Here is an 18,731-nt window from a genome sequence, read left to right as displayed (position 1 = left end):
TTTTAAGATTCTAAATTAAATGAATTTATGAAAAGGAAGTGTCCTGCGGTGTGCTGTATTGCGAGAATTATTTATTGCTTGGGGAATGAGGTAGAATGCAAAAAAGTACAGCGGTGGACTGTACTTTTTTGATACGATAAATATTTTCAACGCAACATTTTCATAAACGTATTATCTAGTAATTAAAACAACAAGCACTCGTTTGCAACGAGTACCTGATTTAACATTTAAACTATCTCAAAATTGCAGGATTTGAAGTTAAAATATCTATTGCTACGGTTTTATAATCAACGTCATTAGTAAGTAATATACAAGCATTTTCTTGACAAGTTGATAGAATGGCTTTATCACCAAAATCTAGTGAATCAATATTTAAGAAAGATTGAATATCCGATTTTGTAAATGCCTTGCCAACTACAGTAAAGCGACATAAAATTTCCGTTTCAACCATTAAATAAATATCCACCAATGCTTTTTTGCCTTCAATACTGTTTCTATAATCTTTAAATTTCAATGTAGTTTTATTGAAACCATTTGACAACAGAAACTTATCATATTCTAGACGAATTGCACGGTTTATAATTTCAGAAATAACAATAAAATCGACAACCAATTCATTTCCTTGCCTTAATAATTTAGCATAAGCCGTAGAATAAAATCTTTCCCAATTATATGACCCTGATGGCCAAAAAATATAGAGTAATACATTAGCATCAAAAAAAACTTTTCTATTTCCTATTGCTATTATATTCTGAGTAGTATATTTTGTTGCCATTACTAATCTCCTAATATATCATTAATACTACGTTGCATTGCTTCTGGATCTTTATAATATAATTTAGCCGTCTCAACTACTCGCTTTAGTGCATTTAGACCATTTTGAGACATATCTTTAACGCTTAAAGACTCTTTTATTTTCTCTTCAGAAAAATCTCTATATAATTGTCCGATTGCAGTATTCAAAAAAGCAGTTGTGAGCATTTCAACATTAAGAAAAGATAAAACAACTTTTTTATTTTCTAAGATCGCTTTATTAATTAACGAAAACACTTTCTCACCATCTTCAGCTTCAATACAATAAGAATCACCTACGACATTAATAATATTAATTGTATTACCTTCCATCCTTTTAAAATATATCGTTACTATTGATTTCTTTTTTTAATAAGTACGAATTATTATCGTCCGTTCTAAATTGCAAATTTACAATTGTTCCAGGAAATGATCCAACAAAACTATTGGTGATTTCTATTTTACCATCAAACTGATAAAAACCATCATCACTTACAATTTGCATTTTCCCTTTATTTTTAGTTATAAATTCTTTTAAAAACGCCAATCCAATTCCTCCTGTTATTCCAACTTTTGTGGTATGTTTATCCTTTATTGCCCATTCAATGGCTTGGACAGCACTAAGATTTTTATTAAATCTCTCATTAATTTTTCTTTTAAATCCTATTCCTATATCAACAATAGTAAATTCAATTTTATTATCTCTGGGAAAAAACTGCCCACACGTATAAATATTATCTGTATTACTATGTATTTGAGCATTTACGAATATTTCATAAATAGCTTCGGTCATTTTTTCTTTAAGTAAATTAGACATCTGAGGCAACTCTGAACGACCTATCAATTCTTCAATCACATACCGCTTAAAAAATTTACCATCTGTAGGCTTTAATTTTAGAAACTTTATTGTAGTATGATGATTGTCAACAATCCGAGTTCTTCCGTAATAAGAAAGAAAATCATTTTTGAGTAATATTCTCTCAATGTCTGAACTAATATAATCTATTTTTATATCATTGAGTTCATCAGTAAACTTATCTAAAATACTGCCTAAAGTTGCACACATATTAGCCGCAAACCAATTTCTTATTTCAAGATGAATCGTTTCAAAAAATTTGTTTTTATGTTCTTCATAAAAACTAATTAGCCTTTGATAACTTTCAAATGTATTATTAATATGGGTTAATTGTGACATTTTAAATATTTTTCACTTAAACAAACATACAACAAAAAAAGCACGAATAAAATCCGTGCTTATAAAAACTAAGTATATCTAACACTTATTCCACTTTCACATCAATGGTTGAAGGTGCAATCCCATTCCAAGTAGAAGTTTTTAACTGAATCTTTTCTTTCTTACCATTCGATTGGATAATGGCGATGCATTTTCCGTTATAGACTTTGCAGGAACTCGCCTTGAACGAATCCAAACCTGCCTGATAACCGTTGTCAACACCCACTAATTTTCCACCTCCTGTCACTTCAAAACGGATTAGTTCATTGGCGTTTGGAATTAAATTTCCGTCTTTGTCAACGACAGAAACGGTCACGTAAACTAAATCGTAAGTATCATTTTTGACGATATTTTTATCAGCTTTCAAATCAATTTTGGAAGCTGTCCCTGCAGTGTGGATTTCCTTTTCCAACACCACTTTTCCGTCTTTTCTAGAAATGGCTTTCAGCGTTCCCGGTTCAAATTTTACGCGCCACGAAATATGCAGATCGTCATTTTGTTTGGATTTTTTTCCCAATGATTTTCCATTCAAAAACAATTCCACTTCATCGGCATTGTTGTAATACGCCCAAACGTCAACTTCCTGATCTTTTTGCCAGTTCCAATGCGGGAAAATATGCAAAACAGGTTTAGCCGACCATTCGCTTTGGTACATATAATAGACATCTTTTGGAAGTCCCGCCAAGTCGATGATTCCGAAATACGAACTTCTCGCAGGATACGGATACGGATCGGGTTCACCAATGTAATCAAAACCGGTCCAAATGAAAGTTCCCGCCATAAAATCCTGTTTCTTGATCGTTTTCCAGTTTTCTTCGTGCGTTGCGCCCCAATAGGATTTTACCTGATCGTAAGCCGAAACTGTCCAGTCGGCATTTCCGTCAAATGAAGCGCCATACTTGGTCGGCCACGCTTTAATTCCATCCGGAAAATCATAATGCCCGCGGGTTTCTAGAGCCGAAACACTTTCAGAAGCCAATATTTTTTGTCCTTTAAATTTAGTCGGGAAATCTTTGTAATCTTCGTGTTTGTAATTGAACCCCAATAAATCCAAAGCACCCGACTGATATATGAAATTTTTCTCGATTACATTTTCTGTCAAAGCCGAAGTTACCGGACGAGTCGTGTCCAGCGATTTCACGATTTTGGCCAATTCCCTTGTAATCGCGATTCCGGTGCTGTCAAATTGTTCGCGAATTTCGTTACCGATACTCCACATCATCACCGAAGGATGGTTGCGGTCCCTTTTGATAAAATCTTCCAAATCCTGTTTGTGCCACGCATCCCAGTCTTTGTGGTAATCGTTGGTCACTTTTTTCTTTTTCCAAACATCAAAAGCTTCGTCCTGAACGATAAAACCCATTTCGTCACACAGTTGCATCATTTCCAAAGAATGCGGATTGTGTGACATTCTGATGGCGTTGCAACCCATTTCTTTGAGCAAAGTCAATTTTCTTCGAACGGCGTGAATGTTCTCCACCGATCCCAAAGCACCATTATCGTGATGCAAGCAAACGCCCAAAATTTTGGTTGGTTTTCCGTTTAAAGAGAATCCTTTTTCGGCATCAAAATTGAAAAATCGGAAACCAAGAGGCGTTTCGTAATTATCCACCAATTTCGAATTTTCATAGATTTTAGTCACGACTTTGTATAGGTACGGGTTTTCGGTGTTCCATAATTTTGGCTGATTGACCGTTAAATTATGAATAACTTTCGCGGAGGTTTTGGCTCCTATTTTTTCTGTAGAAATCTTATTGCCAACTTCAACGTTATTTCCATTTACAATCGAAGTTACCAATTTGATTTCTTTTGCGGAAGCGTTATCATTATCAATACTTACTTCAAAGTGAACAGTCGCTTTTTCAGCCGAAACTTCGGGCGTGGTTACATAAGTTCCCCATTTCGCAACGTGTAACTTCTCCGAAGCAACCAATCGTACATTTCTGTAAATTCCGGATCCGGTGTACCATCTTGAGTTGGGTTGTGCGTCGTTATCTACTTTTACGGCGATAATATTTGCTTTACCAAAATTCAAATATTGCGATAATTCATAAGCAAATGAAATGTATCCGTTTGGCCTGATTCCCAACGAATGCCCGTTTATAAAAACTTCGCTATTTTTGAAAACACCGTCAAACTCAACTGACACGGTTTTGTTTTTCCAATTGGCGGGAACGGTAAAAACTTTGCGATACCAGCCTTTTCCAGCAGGCAAAAAACCTTGTGCTTGTTTGGTTTTACTGTCTTTGTCGAAAGCTCCTTCAATGCTCCAATCGTGAGGTAGTTGCAAGGTTCTCCAATCGGCAGTACTGAAATTGGCATTAATAGCCTGTGGATAATCTCCCAGCTTGAAATTCCAGTTTTTGTTGAAGTCTTCGACGATTCTTGCCTTCTTGGCTTGTGCGAAACAGGCCGTTGAAATCAATAATACCAATACAATTCCTATCCTTTTTACCATTCTAATTATTTTTAAACCATATAAGTCATTTAAGTTTTAAAAGTTTTTGTACGCAGATTTGCGCAGATTTCTTTTTACTATGACGTCTATTTTCTTTATTCTTTCCTCTATTCTCTTCTTATTGAAATTCAAAATTATCCAACAACAATCCTTTCATATCGTCTGATTCCAATGTTATTTTATAGGTTCCCGCGTTGATGTAACCGCCGGAAGTGGTACTTACTATTTTCCATTTTTCGGTAGCAGACGGAAACTCGATGGTGTCATTTCGCATCAGGATTCCATAAGCGTCTTCCATTTTGAACTTTACTTTGATTGGTGTTGCATTTCTGTTCATAAATTTAAAACGCATCAGGTAAATTCCGGCCACTCCAGGTTTTACTTCAAACTGAATACTATTGTTTGTTTTTTCCTTAAATTCGATATAATCGGCTTTTTTGAAATTTCCTTTTTCAATTCCGGTTCCGGTTGTTGTTGCTTTTTCAGCTTCGATAAGTACAACGGGTCTCGAATCATTTTTTTCTCCCATATCGTAAGTCGGGACAACTGCCATTGTATAATTTTCGAAACCTACTATCTCTCCTTTTTTTGCTTTTTTATGGAAAACAAAAAATGTTTCGGATTTTGAATTCTTGGCCGTTTCCGTCATTTTTTTGTACCCTGAAATCGAATCTTTGGATTTATTAAAGAGATATATTTCCGAATCTTCCTTGGTCACAAAAGAACCTGAAACCGAACCATTAGAAGGGATTTGAAGATAATTGGCTCCAAACAATTCCGAAGGCAATTGGGTAAATACCACTTCGGAATCTAAATATTGTTTCGAATTGATGTCCATCCAAGAACCGACTTTAGTTTGTGAATTCGCCACAACATACTGAATATTTTTAGGCGAAGCCGAAGCTCCTTTAACTGTTTTGTCTTTGGTTGCAATCGCAATGGCTGAAATAATCGCCTGACTCGCTTTTACGTTCGGGAACGAAATTGTGATTTTTCCGTTTTTGCTTTTTACAACAAAGGTTTTCTTCAAAGCAACATCGTGACCAACCTCACTCCAAATATCCAAATCTTTCAAAACCACATTGTCATTGATGGCTACGTCAAACAAACGCCAGCCTTTGCAGTCCAAACCTCCTCCGGTTCCGTACCAAGGTTCCGTAAAATACAATTCGACCAAATATTCTCCATCGGGAGCAGGAAATTCGTAACGAAGTTTGTCGATTCCGTATCTAAAACTTTGGAACAAATTCCAATCTTTGGTTCCTGAAATCGGGTCAAAAGTGCTTCTTTGGCTTGCATAAAAATCAGGCAATTGCTTAAAACCGTCTGTCCACGACAAAGAACCCCAAGTATTTTCTCCGCTTTTGTGAACGTCGGCATTCCAAATGTTTCCGTTAGCATCCTTGATTTCACTGCCTCCGGCATTAACCCTGTAAACGTAATTGTAGCCTTTTTGAGGTTGCAACAAAGTTTCTTCTTGGGTTTCCAATGCTTTGAAATTTGGCGCTTTTGGCAACGAATTCAAAACAATGTAATCTTTGGCAACGGCTTTTCCATTTACGTAACCCACGGCATATAAGACATTGTACTGAATATTGACGTTATTAAACTGAAAATGCTGTCCGATTCCCAGATTTTTCAATTTACCTAATGATGATTTATTCACATCATTGAACAATTCCACTTCCTCACAATTGGAATACACATCGATACCATTTTTGATTCCCGGCGTATCCCAACGGCTTGGCCAAGTGTGAGAAACGATATAAACCATCGGGTTGGTTTTGCTCGAAACGTAATTGGCACGGTACATATAATAGGCATCCAAAGGTTCTCCCCAAATACTGAAAAGCCCTTTGTAATTCACGGGACCAACCTTGTCAATATCCCTAAACCCTTCGCCATTTTGAACACGACCCGGATTTTCGTGTGAGGCAAAAATCCAATTGAATTGCCCTGCGATTTTATTCTTTACCGATTCGGCTTCGCGGACTTTTATTTCCATGAGTTGTGAAAAACGGTTCTCGCTCAAAGTTCCTTTTTGATCAAATTCGCCTTCGGTATGAAGGTCGTGCGAACGCCAGGCACCGTATTCGCCGTTTAATAATTGGGAGCTCATTTCGACATCATAATTGAACGGATCGCCACCATAAGTTCCCGACCAGTTTTGCACCACATTCCAATCGGTTCCTTCGCCTCCATTACAGGTGGTGACGATGCGTTGTTGTGCTGACATCGGGTCCATTTCGCGGATGATTTTGGTACATTCTTCGGCAAATTCCTTCGGAATGGTGCTTTCGTTTTGCAGTCCCCACATAACTACCGACGGACTGTTTCTGCGTTCCTTAATCCATTCTCTCAATAAGGTTTTGAAATTTTCTTTAAATTCGGGTGTGTCATACCAAATATGTGCCGAAAACTGACTCCAAAACAGGATTCCGTTTTCGTCTAATTCTTTTTGGTATTCCAAATTATGCGGTTGGTGCGCTTCACGAAAAGCGTTGAAACCGCCCGCTTTTATTTGCTCAATTCTCGAATGAATCTGCTCGTTTGAAAATGAATGGCTGTTCCCTATCAAGTGTTCGTATTCGCAGGTACCGTTGATGAATAACGGTTCGTCGTTGATGTAAAAACGGTTGTCTTTTCCGTCACGACTCACCGGCCAGCTTACCCAACGGATTCCATAAGGAGTTTTTATCTCATCAATCTTTTTGTCTTTTTCCAAAATGATAGTTACCAATTGATACAAATAAGGACTTGAAGGTGACCATAATTTTGGATTTGCAATTTCGGGAAGTGTTTGCGCTATTTGTTTAGTTTCTCCTGTAACACTATTTAGTTCTGTTTGAGAAGAAGCGACATTCTTTCCTTCTTTGTCAAAAAGTGTATTTACTATCGTTAAATTTCGATTGGAATTTCCGTAGTTTTTGATTTCGGTAGTAACGTTCAAAATCGCTTTTTCTTTGGAAGTTGTTTTGTCATTCCAAACGTGAACGCCGAAAGGCTCTATTCGAACTTCATCAGTAACGACCAAAGTTACAGGCCTGAAAATCCCCATTGGCTGAGAACCTTCTGAAAATCCCCATTCGCCTGAACAGCCTCCGCAAACCCAAGGCAAGTCGGCAATGAATGACGGATGAGCAGCTTTGACGATTATAGTATTTTCTTTTTCGAAAGAAACGGCTTTTGTAATATCAACTGTAAAAGTGGTTCTTCCGCCTTTGTGTTCGCCTACTTTTTTACCGTTTACCCAAACCATTGCATACGAACTTACGCCTTCAAAAAACAAAAACAATTGTTTTCCTTTATCATTTTTATCTAAAACTAAACCTTTGTGATACCAGGCAGTTCCGTGTAAATTGCCGTGTTTGGTTCGACGGAAACCGTAATATTGATCCCAATTGTGGGGTACGTTTACTTTTTGCCATTGTGCATCCACTTTTGGATTTTGGACAAAACTTTCTTCCTGTTCAGGAAGATTGTTTATCACAATGGTTTCCCAAGAGGAATTCAGCGAAACTTCTTTACGAAACTTCGCTGATTGCTTGTTGCCTTGACTCCAGACAAGGCAAGACATTGAAAAAAAATAAAAAATAAAATAAACTAGTTTCTTCATACTTTATATTGAACCATATAAGTGATATAAGGTCATTTAAGTTGATTTAAACAGACCTAACAGGTTTTAAAAACCTGTTAGGTCTAACTATTTTAATAAAACAACCAATCCACCGCTCCTTTTTCGCCAGCGTCGATATAACCAACATCACGGGTTGTAATGGTTTGATTGGCATCTATGAAGCCCAAAATCAGTACTCTTCCTTTGCCCAAATCCAGTTTGTTTTCGCCCGGCTGAAAGGTGTAGGTGTGAATGTTTATTCTTGGCAATTCTTTTAAATTCATCGCACTTGCTAGGATAACTTCGGCCTGACCGTGTGCATTTCCGGCTGCGTCTGTCTCTAAACTTGGCGGGAATAAAAATCTTTTCTGGTCACTGTTGAAATAGCCTACCACCAGTTTTACAGCTTTGGTATTTTTGAATTTCAGGTGTGTTCCGTTTTCGTTTTGTGATGCTTCCTCGAAAGCAATCCCTTTTAGGTTTTGCAACTCAGGAGCTATTTTTGTCAGTTCCGAAATGGGTGTTCCGTACACTTTTGTTCCGTTTTTGACTGCGTAAGTTCCTTTTGTTTCGCTTAACAAAGTTACCTCAACAGGCTGCCACGGCTTGCCTTCTTTGGTTACTATTTTACCATCTTTAGATGATTTCAGCAACTCTAAATTTCGTTTGAAATTCGCCAATTCTCTTTCGTAATGCGGCAATAATTCTGCCCAGGTTTTATTGTTTCCGTCGTCTCCTCCAATCGGGATTCGGCGTTGCGCGGTCTGCATACTATTGGCGTACAAATAATGATCTTTTGTTAAATTGACCAATAATTCGTAATGTTTGATACTTTTTTCCAAATGTGGAAGCGCTTTATCCAAGTCGGCAATATCGTTGGAATAGCTGTAACGCAATACCAAAATGGCAGCTTTTACCTTTTCTGAAAAGAAATCGGCGAAAGCTTTGTAAGCATGCATATCGTTTTTCAGACGCAGAAATTCTTCCTTGTCTTTCGTCACTTTTGGTTCTGCTTTATCGATGGCTTCAACGGCTAAACGACCGTGTTCCGTGATTTCGGCAATAATCTGCGTTGGTAATTCGCCAACGTGTGGTTCTTTGTTCCACTCTTTTTTGGCGTATTCCAAAAGCAATTCTCCCGCAGGTCCGCAGGATTCGTGGAATCCCGGATAAACACGCCATTTTGAAGGATTGACCAACTGGCTTTCGAACATTCCTAGCAATAAAGTCTGACGGTTTCCTTCGGTGATTCCGAAACGTCTTAAGGTTTTTGGAGCGATTTCTCCTGTTTCTTCGTAAGCTTTTAAGATATTATTGGCTGCTTCCTGATCTGTTCCGTATTTTGCAGCCAGATCTTTGTCCCAATATTTTACTTCTTCGTTTCTGTCTCTTTTACTGTCCCAGGCGTATCTTGCCCAGGCTTTGTACCAAATCCAGTCTCGATCCATTTCCAGAAGTCGTTCGCCTGTTTTGGTTTTATCGGCAGAATACGGCCAATCCCAGTACGAAGCCTGTGGATACAAGTGTAATGCATTGGCTCCGTGGACGCTGTGCATCGCTTTTACGGTTTTTTGGATGAAGTCCGGCGATCCGTAACGGAAGGGTTCTAGGTTGGCCAGAATGTGAACGTTTTCGATATGAATCGATTTTAACGAACTTAATTGTTTGTGTGTTTCACCCCAAGGTCCGCCCGGTGTGTAAGTCGTTAACGATTCCCCGGTGTATTTGCTTTCTGTGTACAGGTTTTTGTATAACGGAAGTGATTTTTCCATTACCAAAGGCCCGTCGGTATCATGAGAACGCAGAATAATTGGCGGTTCGTCGGTTCTGCCTAAAGCTTTTAATCCGTCCTGAACGCCCGGAATAATGGTTTTGGTAAACCATTCTACGTCGTCATCAACTGTATTAATGGCTTCTCCCAGACAAACCAGTAAGCCTACGTTTGGATATTTTTCGATAAAAGCACTAATTGATTTTCGGGTATAATCGGATAACAAAGGTGTAATCGGTCTTGAACGATCTTGAGTTTTCATATTATAATGCTCCGCAAATGGCTTGGAAACAATTATATTATAGAACATTTGGATGACCCAGATTCCTCTTTTGTTGGCTTCTACAGTTAGGTATTTATAGATTTCTTCGTTTTTTTTGAAATCTTCATCACTTACTTCAACGGCAAACGGATAGTCTTTCAATTTTACCAAAGAAGCAAAAGGATGTCCGTTCCATAAATACAAGGAATTCATTCGGTTTTCGACCATCATATCCAGATACTTTGTCCAAAGTTTTTTATCGTAAAACCAAGGGAAAGTTTCAGGCGTGTATGGATATTCGTAAACGTCACGTCCCGGAAGATAAACGGGCTTCTGCATTCCGATACAGGCACCTCTCAAAACCATTTCCGGACTGTCTTCGATATTTATTTCTGACGGAATTTCGCCCGAAGATTTGATTCGGTCAGCCAATTCCATTGCACCATACAAGGCTCCGGTTGCATCGGTTCCTTCTATGTAAATAATATTTTTTTGAGTGCGGATTTGGAAGCCTTCTTTCTTTGTTAATTTCGAATCATCGATTTTAGCAATTTTGGAATTGATTTTCCAAAAGTCAGTTCCTTTTTCGCCAATGATAATTACTTTTTCTTTTGATTTTTTAGGTACTTTGTCGGCAAAAACTACTTTAAGTCCTTTTGCTGATGCTGTTTCAGATAGTTTTTCAGCTCCGTATTTCGCTCTTGGGGCATTGGCATCACGAACAATGGTGATGTTTTGTGCCGATGTAAAAGTGGCGTATAGTCCTAAAAAAAGTATGCTTAAATATTTCATTATGTGTTTTTATAACCGTAAAGACACAAAGTCGCAAGGTTTCTTTGTGCCTTTGCGTCGTTGCGGTAAGTTATTTTTAATTCTGAAAAATTTTCTTCAAATACGCTACGTTAGCTCCGTAATTGGCTTTTACATTATGCACTTGCGTAACATCTCTGGAGCGTTCTACAATCAGCCAGCCGCTCCATTTCATTTCGTCCAGCGCTTTTTTGATTTTTGGCATATCGACATTTTTATCGTTTTCCAGCCAGACGTTATCTGTTACGGATGCGTGAATTTGTGCCAGGTGTTTTTTACCCAGAATCTTTAATTCGGTTGCAATGTCTCTTCCGTTGTCTACGGCATTGGCAAAATTGAAAGAACTTTTGATGTGTTTACAGCCTATTTCTTCCAATAGTTTTTTCTCTTCGGTAGCGTTCAATGAAGTTTCAATAGCGATTACACCTCCTATTTTACCGACTTGCTTTCCTGCCCATTTTAATCTTTCAATTACTATCGGGCGTAACTCCGGATTTTTTGTCAAATCGCTTTCTGTTCCCAATGGAAGATAAGCGACTTTTACCTTCATATTTTTCATGGTTGCCACACAATCGTTAATCATTCGTGCGATTGAATCTCGTTTGGCGAAAGACTGTGCATAGAAACCTGACATGGCAATCGAACTGATTCCAACTCCTGTTTCTTTAGACTTATCCAGAAACTTTTGTCTTTCGACAGGGTCACCTAATTTACTGTCGAAGGTTGGTCTTTTTCCTAATCCGCCCATATCGAGTTCGATTCCGTCTGCTTTTATTTCGCTAGCCAAACCGAATGCTCCGAGTTTTTGTCTTTTTAAAATCATCCAGTCGCAAACCGCTACTTTGTATTTTTGCTTTTTGCCGGATTGCGCTGAAACTTCACTATACAAAGTACTGCACAAAACAGCAAGGAATAAAACAATGGCGTTTCTTTTAAAATAAGTTGACTTCATATTTTTACTTTTTTACCATTAAGATTTTAAGAAATTAAGTATGTTCCTTAATGAAACTTAATATCTTAATGGTAAATTTAATTAATGGTTCATTTTTAAATTTATTCCTCTTCCGCTTTAACAGCCTTCACTTCAACTCCCTCCTGCCCAGGCCAGATTCCGTTTTTGATTGGAATAGCAACTAATTTACTTGGATCTATTTTTACATATTTCAGTTTTTCTCTTCTCCAGGTATACACAATATGTACCATTCCGTCTGAACTTTGAATAATGGAGGGATAGGAATACTGGCTGATTTTTGAATCTTCCAAAACTAATGTCGCTTTCCAATTGATTCCGTCATCAGAGATAGAAAGATTCAAAGGTGTTCTTGGACCTTTGGTTTCTTTTCCAGGAGGCAGAACGTGGTTGTAAACCAATAAATGCTTACCGTTTTTCAAGGTTACAGCATCAGTGCCGGAGTTATTATTTGGCAACCCGATTAATTCTAAATCCGACCATGTTTTTCCATTATCTTTAGAAAAAGTGCTGAAAATGGCTCTGTTTTTGGTTCTTCCAATCGCCTGAATACTTCCGTCTTTATGAAACAGAATACTCGGCTGGATGGCGTTGATTTTTTGTTTTCCTCTTGAAATGGTATCGCCCATCACCCAGGTTTTTCCCAAGTCTGGAGTGGATTCCATCCGCAAATGCCATCCATTTCCTTCGGTACTTGAAGGAAGTAATAATGTTCCGTTGCTTAATAAAACCGGTTTGTTTTTAATTGGTCCCAGAAAATCTTTACTCGGCATATCAATCTTATCAGACCAGGTTTTTCCGCCATCAGAAGAAGTTCTGTAAACACCCCACCACTCGGATGGTTTTGGGCCTATTTTATAAAACAGCATCAAATCGCCGCCAGGAATTTGGTACAAAACCGGATTCCAAGTTGGAAATCTTTTCCCATCTGGCATTACACCATCAGCGACCTTAATGGCTTCACCCCATTTATCGCTTCCTTTTGGTTTTATGGCTGAATAAATACAAACATCCGGATGTCTTTCGTGTGTTCCTCCAAACCAGGCTGACACCAAATCTCCGTTAGTTGCTTCTACAATGGTTACTGCATGACAGGAGGGATAAGGTGCTTTATCGTAAATGAATTCATCTACCAAAATTCCTTCTTTCCATGTCTTTTTTTCCAAAGCAGATTTACAGCTTCCCAAAAGCAACAGTCCAAAAAAGGCAATCGTTATGTGTTTAAATTTCATTATTTATTCTTTAAAATAGTATTAGGTTTATTTTTAATACGTTACACAAATATCAAAATGCAAAAATCTTATTAAGTGTAAAAATGACACTAAAAAACAAAAGAGGCATCCTGTACAGTGCTGAAATAAAGGAAAAGTGTTTTTACTTCACATTCAAAACATACACACCTGACGGTAAAGTCAGTACAATATCGCTATTTTCAGTTTTATAAGAAGCCGAAAACTGAGCCAGTTTTTGATTGTTCACCGTAACCGAAGAGGCGTCTTTTGCTGGCAAATACACTACCGCAGATGAATTGGCAGGAATAGTAATTTTCCACTGCAGGCTATTTTTGTTTTTCTTCCAGTCACTTTTAATTGTGCCGTAAATCGATTCGTAAGACGCATTTACATAAGTTAATCCTGCATTGAAATCCGGTTTCATGATAATTTGTTTGAAGCCCGGAGTTTCCGGATTGCTCTTGATTCCCGCCATATTTTCGCAATACCAAATCATTAAATCGCCCAAAAGCATCACGTGATTTTGGGAGTTCATTGACGGATCTGCAGTATTTCCATTCCATAATTCCCAAATAGTTGTGGCACCGTTTTCAACCATAAAGCCCCAGCTTGGATAGGTTTTGTTGGATGCCAATTTATAAGCCAAATCCCCTCTACCAAAATTGGTCAGCGTTCGCATCAAGAATTGCGTTCCAATAACACCTGTACTGATATGACCTTGTTTTGTTACCTCAACTTCGTGTGCCATATTCTGGAAAACTTTCTCTTTCAAGTCTTCTGAAACCATTCCGAAAGCTAAAGGCAGGACATTTGCAGTCACGGTATTATTGGCATAATAGTTTTTCTCCGTATTCAAAAATTTGGCGTTGAAAGCTTTTTTGATTTTTGTTGCCAAATCATCATAATAAACAATATCTGTAGCATCTGCATTTGAGATTTTGGCAAACTTTTTCATAATGTTCAAAAGCTGATAATAGAAAGCACTTGACAACAATTGTCCGTCCGTCATACGAGCTGGATCTTTGGAACGGATTAATTCCAACGATTCCGGCGGAACGCACCAATCACCGTATTTGTCCTTGTCCATTAGATCATTTTGCAGATAATTTTCTTCCATATACAGCATCCATTTTTTCATAGATGGGTACTGTTTTTTAATCACTTCTGCATCTGCAAATTGCTGGTACAGCATATCAGCAACTGTGATATAGGTTCCCGGCCAGGTCACATTATCGCCGTAATAACGCCAAAATGCCGGTGCTACATCTGGCAATCCTCCGTCTTGGGTTTGCGAATATTTAATATCATCAAGCCATTTGGCATATAAAGTCTGATTGTTGAATAGAAAACTTTCGCCATAAGCGCCCGTAGTTCGGTCACCCAGCCAAGGCTGACGCTCGTTTCGCTGTGGACAGTCGATTGGCATTCCTTTGTAATTTCCGCTGATGCCCCACCACGCATTTTTGAAAATCTGGTTCATCGTTGCATCCGAAGATTCAAAAGTTCCTGTTGTTTTGATATCGTCATAAACTACTTTCCCAACAAAATTATCTAAAGTTGGTTTAGTCGGAAAACCCGAAATCTCCACAAATCGAAATCCGTGAAAAATAAATCGTGGTTCCCAGATTTCTTCGCCTTCCCCTTTTAAAGTATAAACATCTGTCGTTTTCGCATCACGCAAATTCGCAATGTACAATGAGCCGTCTTTCTGCAGTGATTCGGCAAATTTCATTGTGATTTTGTCTCCGCTTTTTCCTTTTACTTTCAGTTGCAACCAGCCCACCATATTCTGACCCATATCCAAAATATAAGTTCCCTTGGCAGTTTGCTTGATTGAAATTGGTTTTACTTCGCCTTTGATTTTCATATTCGGCGTCATTTGTGCTTCGTAAAAACCACCCGGCTCCTGAACATATCTGGCATTTACCCAAGATTTATCATCAAAATTGGTCGTCGCCCAGCCTTTCATTTCCTTTCGGGCATCGTATTCTTCGCCGTCGTATTCGTTGTTGGACAAAATTGGTCCTTCTGTCGTTAACTTCCAGGTATCGTCTGTTCGGATGATGTCTTTGGTTCCATCGGTATATTCTACAAACAACTGCAAAGCCATTTTCGGGAAACCAAAAGATTTGATTTTATACGGTTTGTAATCCTGACGCATCGCAAAAAAACGTCCGTTTCCTAAAATTGTTCCGAGCATATTTTTGCCTTCTTTCAACTGCGAAGTCACATCAAAAACATTGTATTTTACATTCTTGGTATAATCCGTCGGAACGGGTGCCAATACCTGATCGCCAATTTTATTTCCGTTGATGTACAGCTCGTACAAGCCCATTCCCATAAGGTAAACCTTGGCAGATTTGACTTGTTTTTTCAGATTGATTTCTTTTCTTAAATAACGGGCGGATAACCTCGAATACTGGGAAACACTATCCTCTTTCGATAATTTTTCATAACCAATCCAGCGTGTCAATTTCCAGTCGGCATAGGTTAAAATCCCAATGCTGAAATGAGCGTTTTCTGTAGATTTTATTTCGCCTTTATTTGTAAAAAGGATTACTTTCCAAAATGCATTGTCTCTGTCTTTTAGCTTTTTTCCGTTGTAAATAATATTGACAGATTCACTGCTTTGTACTTTTCCGCTGTCCCATAAATCGGCTTTGTTGGCATTCAGGTTTTCTAAAGTCGAAGCCACTAAAATTTGATAGGCTGTTTGTTTTACAGCATTCTCATCTGACTTCATCTGCCAGCTCAAACGAGGTTTCAACACATCGATTCCTTCCGGATTGTTGAGCATTTCGCATTGCAGGTTGGTGACGCTGATTTTATTTTGAGCTTTCGCCGAAGAAAAACAGAGTGAAACAATGAGGATGAATGTATGTAGAAGTGTTTTTTTCATAATTTTATTTTTTGCTCACAATAATATTTTATCTGTTTCTTTTTTTAATTCCATCTAAAAATTCTTTTTTCGATGCAATTACAATTGAACATAAATTTTTGTGGTATACAAAAACTCCAATAACACAGAGTGAATTTTCAATATCACCATTATCAATTACATATTCCGAATCTGTTGGATTCATTGTTTTTATATTATACATAAAAATATCTTCGTGACCAGAAATTAAAAACTTATCATTTTCAACAACATAATCATAAAACAATTTACCAATACCCATCAATTTTTCATCTTCTTCATCTCCTTCAGCAATTATTTCAACTTCAAAATCTTTTGGTAAGGGTCTTCCATATTTTGCATAAAACACACCTTTGAAATTTTTAATATGCAATTTTTTAAAATCATCATAACTAAAATCAACACTTAAAACTTTACCTTCAGAAAAATACAATCTATCGGCCCAGTTTTTCTTACGCATAATAGATTTAATAGATTTCCTAGTCAATTCAGTTTGCTCATCATTACCGTTATTCATTACGCCAATTGCATCTCTTATTTCCTGATCAATTTGAGAATATTGATTATTGCAATCGAAACAAGCTGGAACAACTAACCTATTAACTTTATATTCATCACCATAACCAAAAAATAAGTTTTGGGCTGGTATATGTTCTCTAGTTATATTTTCTTCCGGAAATTCATTTCCGCAATTATAGCATACTTGCATAACATCTTTATTTAGTTAAGTTTTCAAAAATATCACAAACACATATCGTATCTATCATATTTTAAAACATCATTACAATTTAAATCTCTTAAGAAAAATTCAATACAAAGTTACTCAGAAACTAATTTCTCCAATTTCTCCGAAACCGCAATTTCCTTCCCATTCTTAAAAATTCTAAACCCTTTTCCTTTACCGTATTTCTCCCCTGTTTTATCCCAAAGAATCGTAATGATATTCCCGTGATACAACACATTATCCAAACAAAACCAATCCCATTTTTCTTGTGGAATCAACGGATTTACTTCAATTTTTTCATCCGCTCTTGGGCGTAAACCAACTAATCCTGTAATCATCAAATCATTAAAAGTCGAATGGTTGTAATAACGGCTTCTTTCCCTGTCGCCCATTAGCCAATAGCCCGTGATTTCGTCCAGATATTCCCCTAAATACGGTTTTCCACGGTAATATTGTGACTGTACATACAATTCCATCTGTTTGAAATAATCGGTTTTGGCAACAAAATTCTGATTGTAATCATTCAATACATTTGCCAAAGCCGTCAACGTCTGTGAAGTGGCAAAAGGCCAGATTGCACCGTCCCATTCGCAGGTTCCGGTTCCGTGAGTCCTGAAACGCGGACTTCTGCGCTCGGCAGTCGTCAATCCAAACGGTGCCGAAAATCCTTTTTCATCCTTAATCTGCTCCCAGGCTTTTTCAAAACCTTTGTTTTTTTGTGGCAGGTTAAAATACCACGGAATAAATCCAATCGCTTCTCTCACCTGCGCCAGCGTATCTTTTTCTGTAAAAGTTTCAAAAAATTCACTTTTCGGATTCCATAATTTGGTTTCTACCAATTGTTGCAAAACATCGGCTTTGTCTTTGAATTTTGCTTCCGCTTCCTTATCGCCTTTCATCCCGGCCATTTTTGAAATCGCCATCGCATTGCCATACATATAACTGTTAATCGTCGGGCGTGCATTCTGAACTTTACGTCCGCCACTCAGCGATTCTTCCATTCCGTCCTTTACATCGTGTTGCCAAAACAAACCATCCTTGCGCTGACGGTCTTTTTCCCAAACCGCATAATCCGTAACCATATCCGGGTACATATCCAGTAAGAATTTGGCATCCTTATTCACCAAATACCGATTGTACAAAGCATCGGCAGTCCAGCTGCTGAATTTATACAACTTATTCATTGGTTTTCCATCATTGCCACGGTACCAGATTTTCACATCCTGCTCAATGTATTTTGGATCGTGAACCCAGCGAAATTCATTGATATGATGCCCAACAGCACAAGCAATCAAATTATATTTATCGGCATACGAACGATCTACCAAAAACTCTGTAATTCCGAAACCAAGTGGTGTTTTCTTAATGTGCTTGCGCGCGCTCCACCATCTAAAATAATAGATTTCCTCAAAATTCTGCTGAGGACATTCAAACAACGGAATATTCTTTTCCATCCACGCCCACGCACTGTCATTCGGAATCGCAAATTTCAGATTCTCATCTTCCATCGTGTTGAAATAATCCACATAATGCTTAAAGTCCTTTTGCTTTAAAACCACTGCTTTCCCTTTCTGCGAATGTCCCGCACCCGATTTACAACTGCTTAATGAAGCAATCAAAATTGTAAAAGCGATTATTTTATATTTAAAATGATATAACATATTCAAAATGATTATTTTATTTATTTGGGCGTGCCCCTCCGTGAAAAACTCCGGGTCGTGCTGTACGTTCCCGCTTTTTTTTGTTCGGCTGAAAAAGCCTCTCAAAAAAAGAGCTCCACTGCCATCACTCACGCGGAAGACGTTCTCGGTTTTCCACTTCTTTTTTGTCATCCTGACGAAGGAAGGATCTCCGCAAGTAACTCTACAATCTAAATCTTCAATCTTTGTCGATCTTGCAACGGAGATTCCTCGTTCCTCGGAATGACAAACTAAACTTATTATTC

Annotated in this window: 11 protein-coding genes; all 11 read right to left on the bottom strand. The window is 37.8% G+C overall.

From position 1 onward, the window contains the following. Nucleotides 1–232: 232 nt before the first annotated feature. The 11 genes from IRZ80_RS03845 to IRZ80_RS03795 all read right to left on the bottom strand — a co-directional run bounded on the left by IRZ80_RS03845 (nt 233) and on the right by IRZ80_RS03795 (nt 18,618). Complete coding sequence (locus IRZ80_RS03845) at nt 233–775, bottom strand: PIN domain-containing protein (protein WP_194640242.1); 543 nt, start codon at nt 773–775, stop codon at nt 233–235. Nucleotides 776–777: 2 nt separating this feature from the next. Continuing rightward, the gene (locus IRZ80_RS03840; protein WP_194640241.1) at nt 778–1,125 is read right to left on the bottom strand and encodes an STAS-like domain-containing protein; all 348 of its coding nucleotides are present in this window, start codon (nt 1,123–1,125) and stop codon (nt 778–780) included. 4 nt (nt 1,126–1,129) lie between these two features. After that, nucleotides 1,130–1,987: an ATP-binding protein gene (locus IRZ80_RS03835; protein WP_194640240.1), complete on the bottom strand. Its 858-nt coding sequence runs from the start codon at nt 1,985–1,987 to the stop codon at nt 1,130–1,132. 85 nt (nt 1,988–2,072) lie between these two features. Then, a complete protein-coding gene (locus IRZ80_RS03830; protein WP_194640239.1) occupies nt 2,073–4,484 on the bottom strand; it encodes a sugar-binding domain-containing protein in 2,412 nt (803 codons plus the stop codon). 118 nt (nt 4,485–4,602) lie between these two features. Then, entirely contained in the window at nt 4,603–8,100 is a 3,498-nt protein-coding gene (locus tag IRZ80_RS03825) for a malectin domain-containing carbohydrate-binding protein (protein ID WP_194640238.1), read from the bottom strand. Nucleotides 8,101–8,192: 92 nt separating this feature from the next. Next, nucleotides 8,193–10,925, bottom strand: coding sequence for a glycoside hydrolase family 20 zincin-like fold domain-containing protein (locus IRZ80_RS03820; protein ID WP_194640237.1), 2,733 nt, complete (start codon nt 10,923–10,925; stop codon nt 8,193–8,195). 76 nt (nt 10,926–11,001) lie between these two features. Beyond that, complete coding sequence (locus IRZ80_RS03815; RefSeq protein WP_194640236.1) at nt 11,002–11,895, bottom strand: sugar phosphate isomerase/epimerase family protein; 894 nt, start codon at nt 11,893–11,895, stop codon at nt 11,002–11,004. Between the two features lie 101 nt (nt 11,896–11,996). Next, complete coding sequence (locus tag IRZ80_RS03810) at nt 11,997–13,145, bottom strand: sialidase family protein (RefSeq protein ID WP_194640235.1); 1,149 nt, start codon at nt 13,143–13,145, stop codon at nt 11,997–11,999. Between the two features lie 142 nt (nt 13,146–13,287). After that, nucleotides 13,288–16,044 (bottom strand): glycoside hydrolase family 78 protein, encoded by a 2,757-nt coding sequence (locus IRZ80_RS03805; protein WP_194640234.1) that lies wholly within the window; start codon nt 16,042–16,044, stop codon nt 13,288–13,290. A 28-nt stretch (nt 16,045–16,072) separates the two neighbouring features. Further along, entirely contained in the window at nt 16,073–16,771 is a 699-nt protein-coding gene (locus tag IRZ80_RS03800; protein ID WP_194640233.1) for an HNH endonuclease, read from the bottom strand. A gap of 110 nt (nt 16,772–16,881) precedes the next feature. Beyond that, the gene (locus IRZ80_RS03795; protein ID WP_228520795.1) at nt 16,882–18,618 is read right to left on the bottom strand and encodes an MGH1-like glycoside hydrolase domain-containing protein; all 1,737 of its coding nucleotides are present in this window, start codon (nt 18,616–18,618) and stop codon (nt 16,882–16,884) included. Nucleotides 18,619–18,731 lie beyond the last annotated feature (113 nt).

Origin of the sequence: Flavobacterium sp. HJJ (assembly GCF_015351475.1) — a bacterium.
GTDB lineage: Bacteria > Bacteroidota > Bacteroidia > Flavobacteriales > Flavobacteriaceae > Flavobacterium > Flavobacterium marginilacus.
Note: the sequence above shows the minus strand (reverse complement) of the source record. Positions and strands in the feature narration are given on the sequence as shown.

What these genes read in the sequence shown, in the direction of transcription:
- IRZ80_RS03840 (WP_194640241.1), bottom strand. Translation starts at nt 1,125, where the DNA reads ATGGAAGGTAATACAATTAATATTATTAATGTCGTAGGTGATTCTTAT.
- IRZ80_RS03800 (WP_194640233.1), bottom strand. Translation starts at nt 16,771, where the DNA reads ATGCAAGTATGCTATAATTGCGGAAATGAATTTCCGGAAGAAAATATA.
- IRZ80_RS03825 (WP_194640238.1), bottom strand. Translation starts at nt 8,100, where the DNA reads ATGAAGAAACTAGTTTATTTTATTTTTTATTTTTTTTCAATGTCTTGC.
- IRZ80_RS03805 (WP_194640234.1), bottom strand. Translation starts at nt 16,044, where the DNA reads ATGAAAAAAACACTTCTACATACATTCATCCTCATTGTTTCACTCTGT.
- IRZ80_RS03835 (WP_194640240.1), bottom strand. Translation starts at nt 1,987, where the DNA reads ATGTCACAATTAACCCATATTAATAATACATTTGAAAGTTATCAAAGG.
- IRZ80_RS03830 (WP_194640239.1), bottom strand. Translation starts at nt 4,484, where the DNA reads ATGGTAAAAAGGATAGGAATTGTATTGGTATTATTGATTTCAACGGCC.
- IRZ80_RS03810 (WP_194640235.1), bottom strand. Translation starts at nt 13,145, where the DNA reads ATGAAATTTAAACACATAACGATTGCCTTTTTTGGACTGTTGCTTTTG.
- IRZ80_RS03845 (WP_194640242.1), bottom strand. Translation starts at nt 775, where the DNA reads ATGGCAACAAAATATACTACTCAGAATATAATAGCAATAGGAAATAGA.
- IRZ80_RS03820 (WP_194640237.1), bottom strand. Translation starts at nt 10,925, where the DNA reads ATGAAATATTTAAGCATACTTTTTTTAGGACTATACGCCACTTTTACA.
- IRZ80_RS03795 (WP_228520795.1), bottom strand. Translation starts at nt 18,618, where the DNA reads ATGACAAAAAAGAAGTGGAAAACCGAGAACGTCTTCCGCGTGAGTGAT.
- IRZ80_RS03815 (WP_194640236.1), bottom strand. Translation starts at nt 11,895, where the DNA reads ATGAAGTCAACTTATTTTAAAAGAAACGCCATTGTTTTATTCCTTGCT.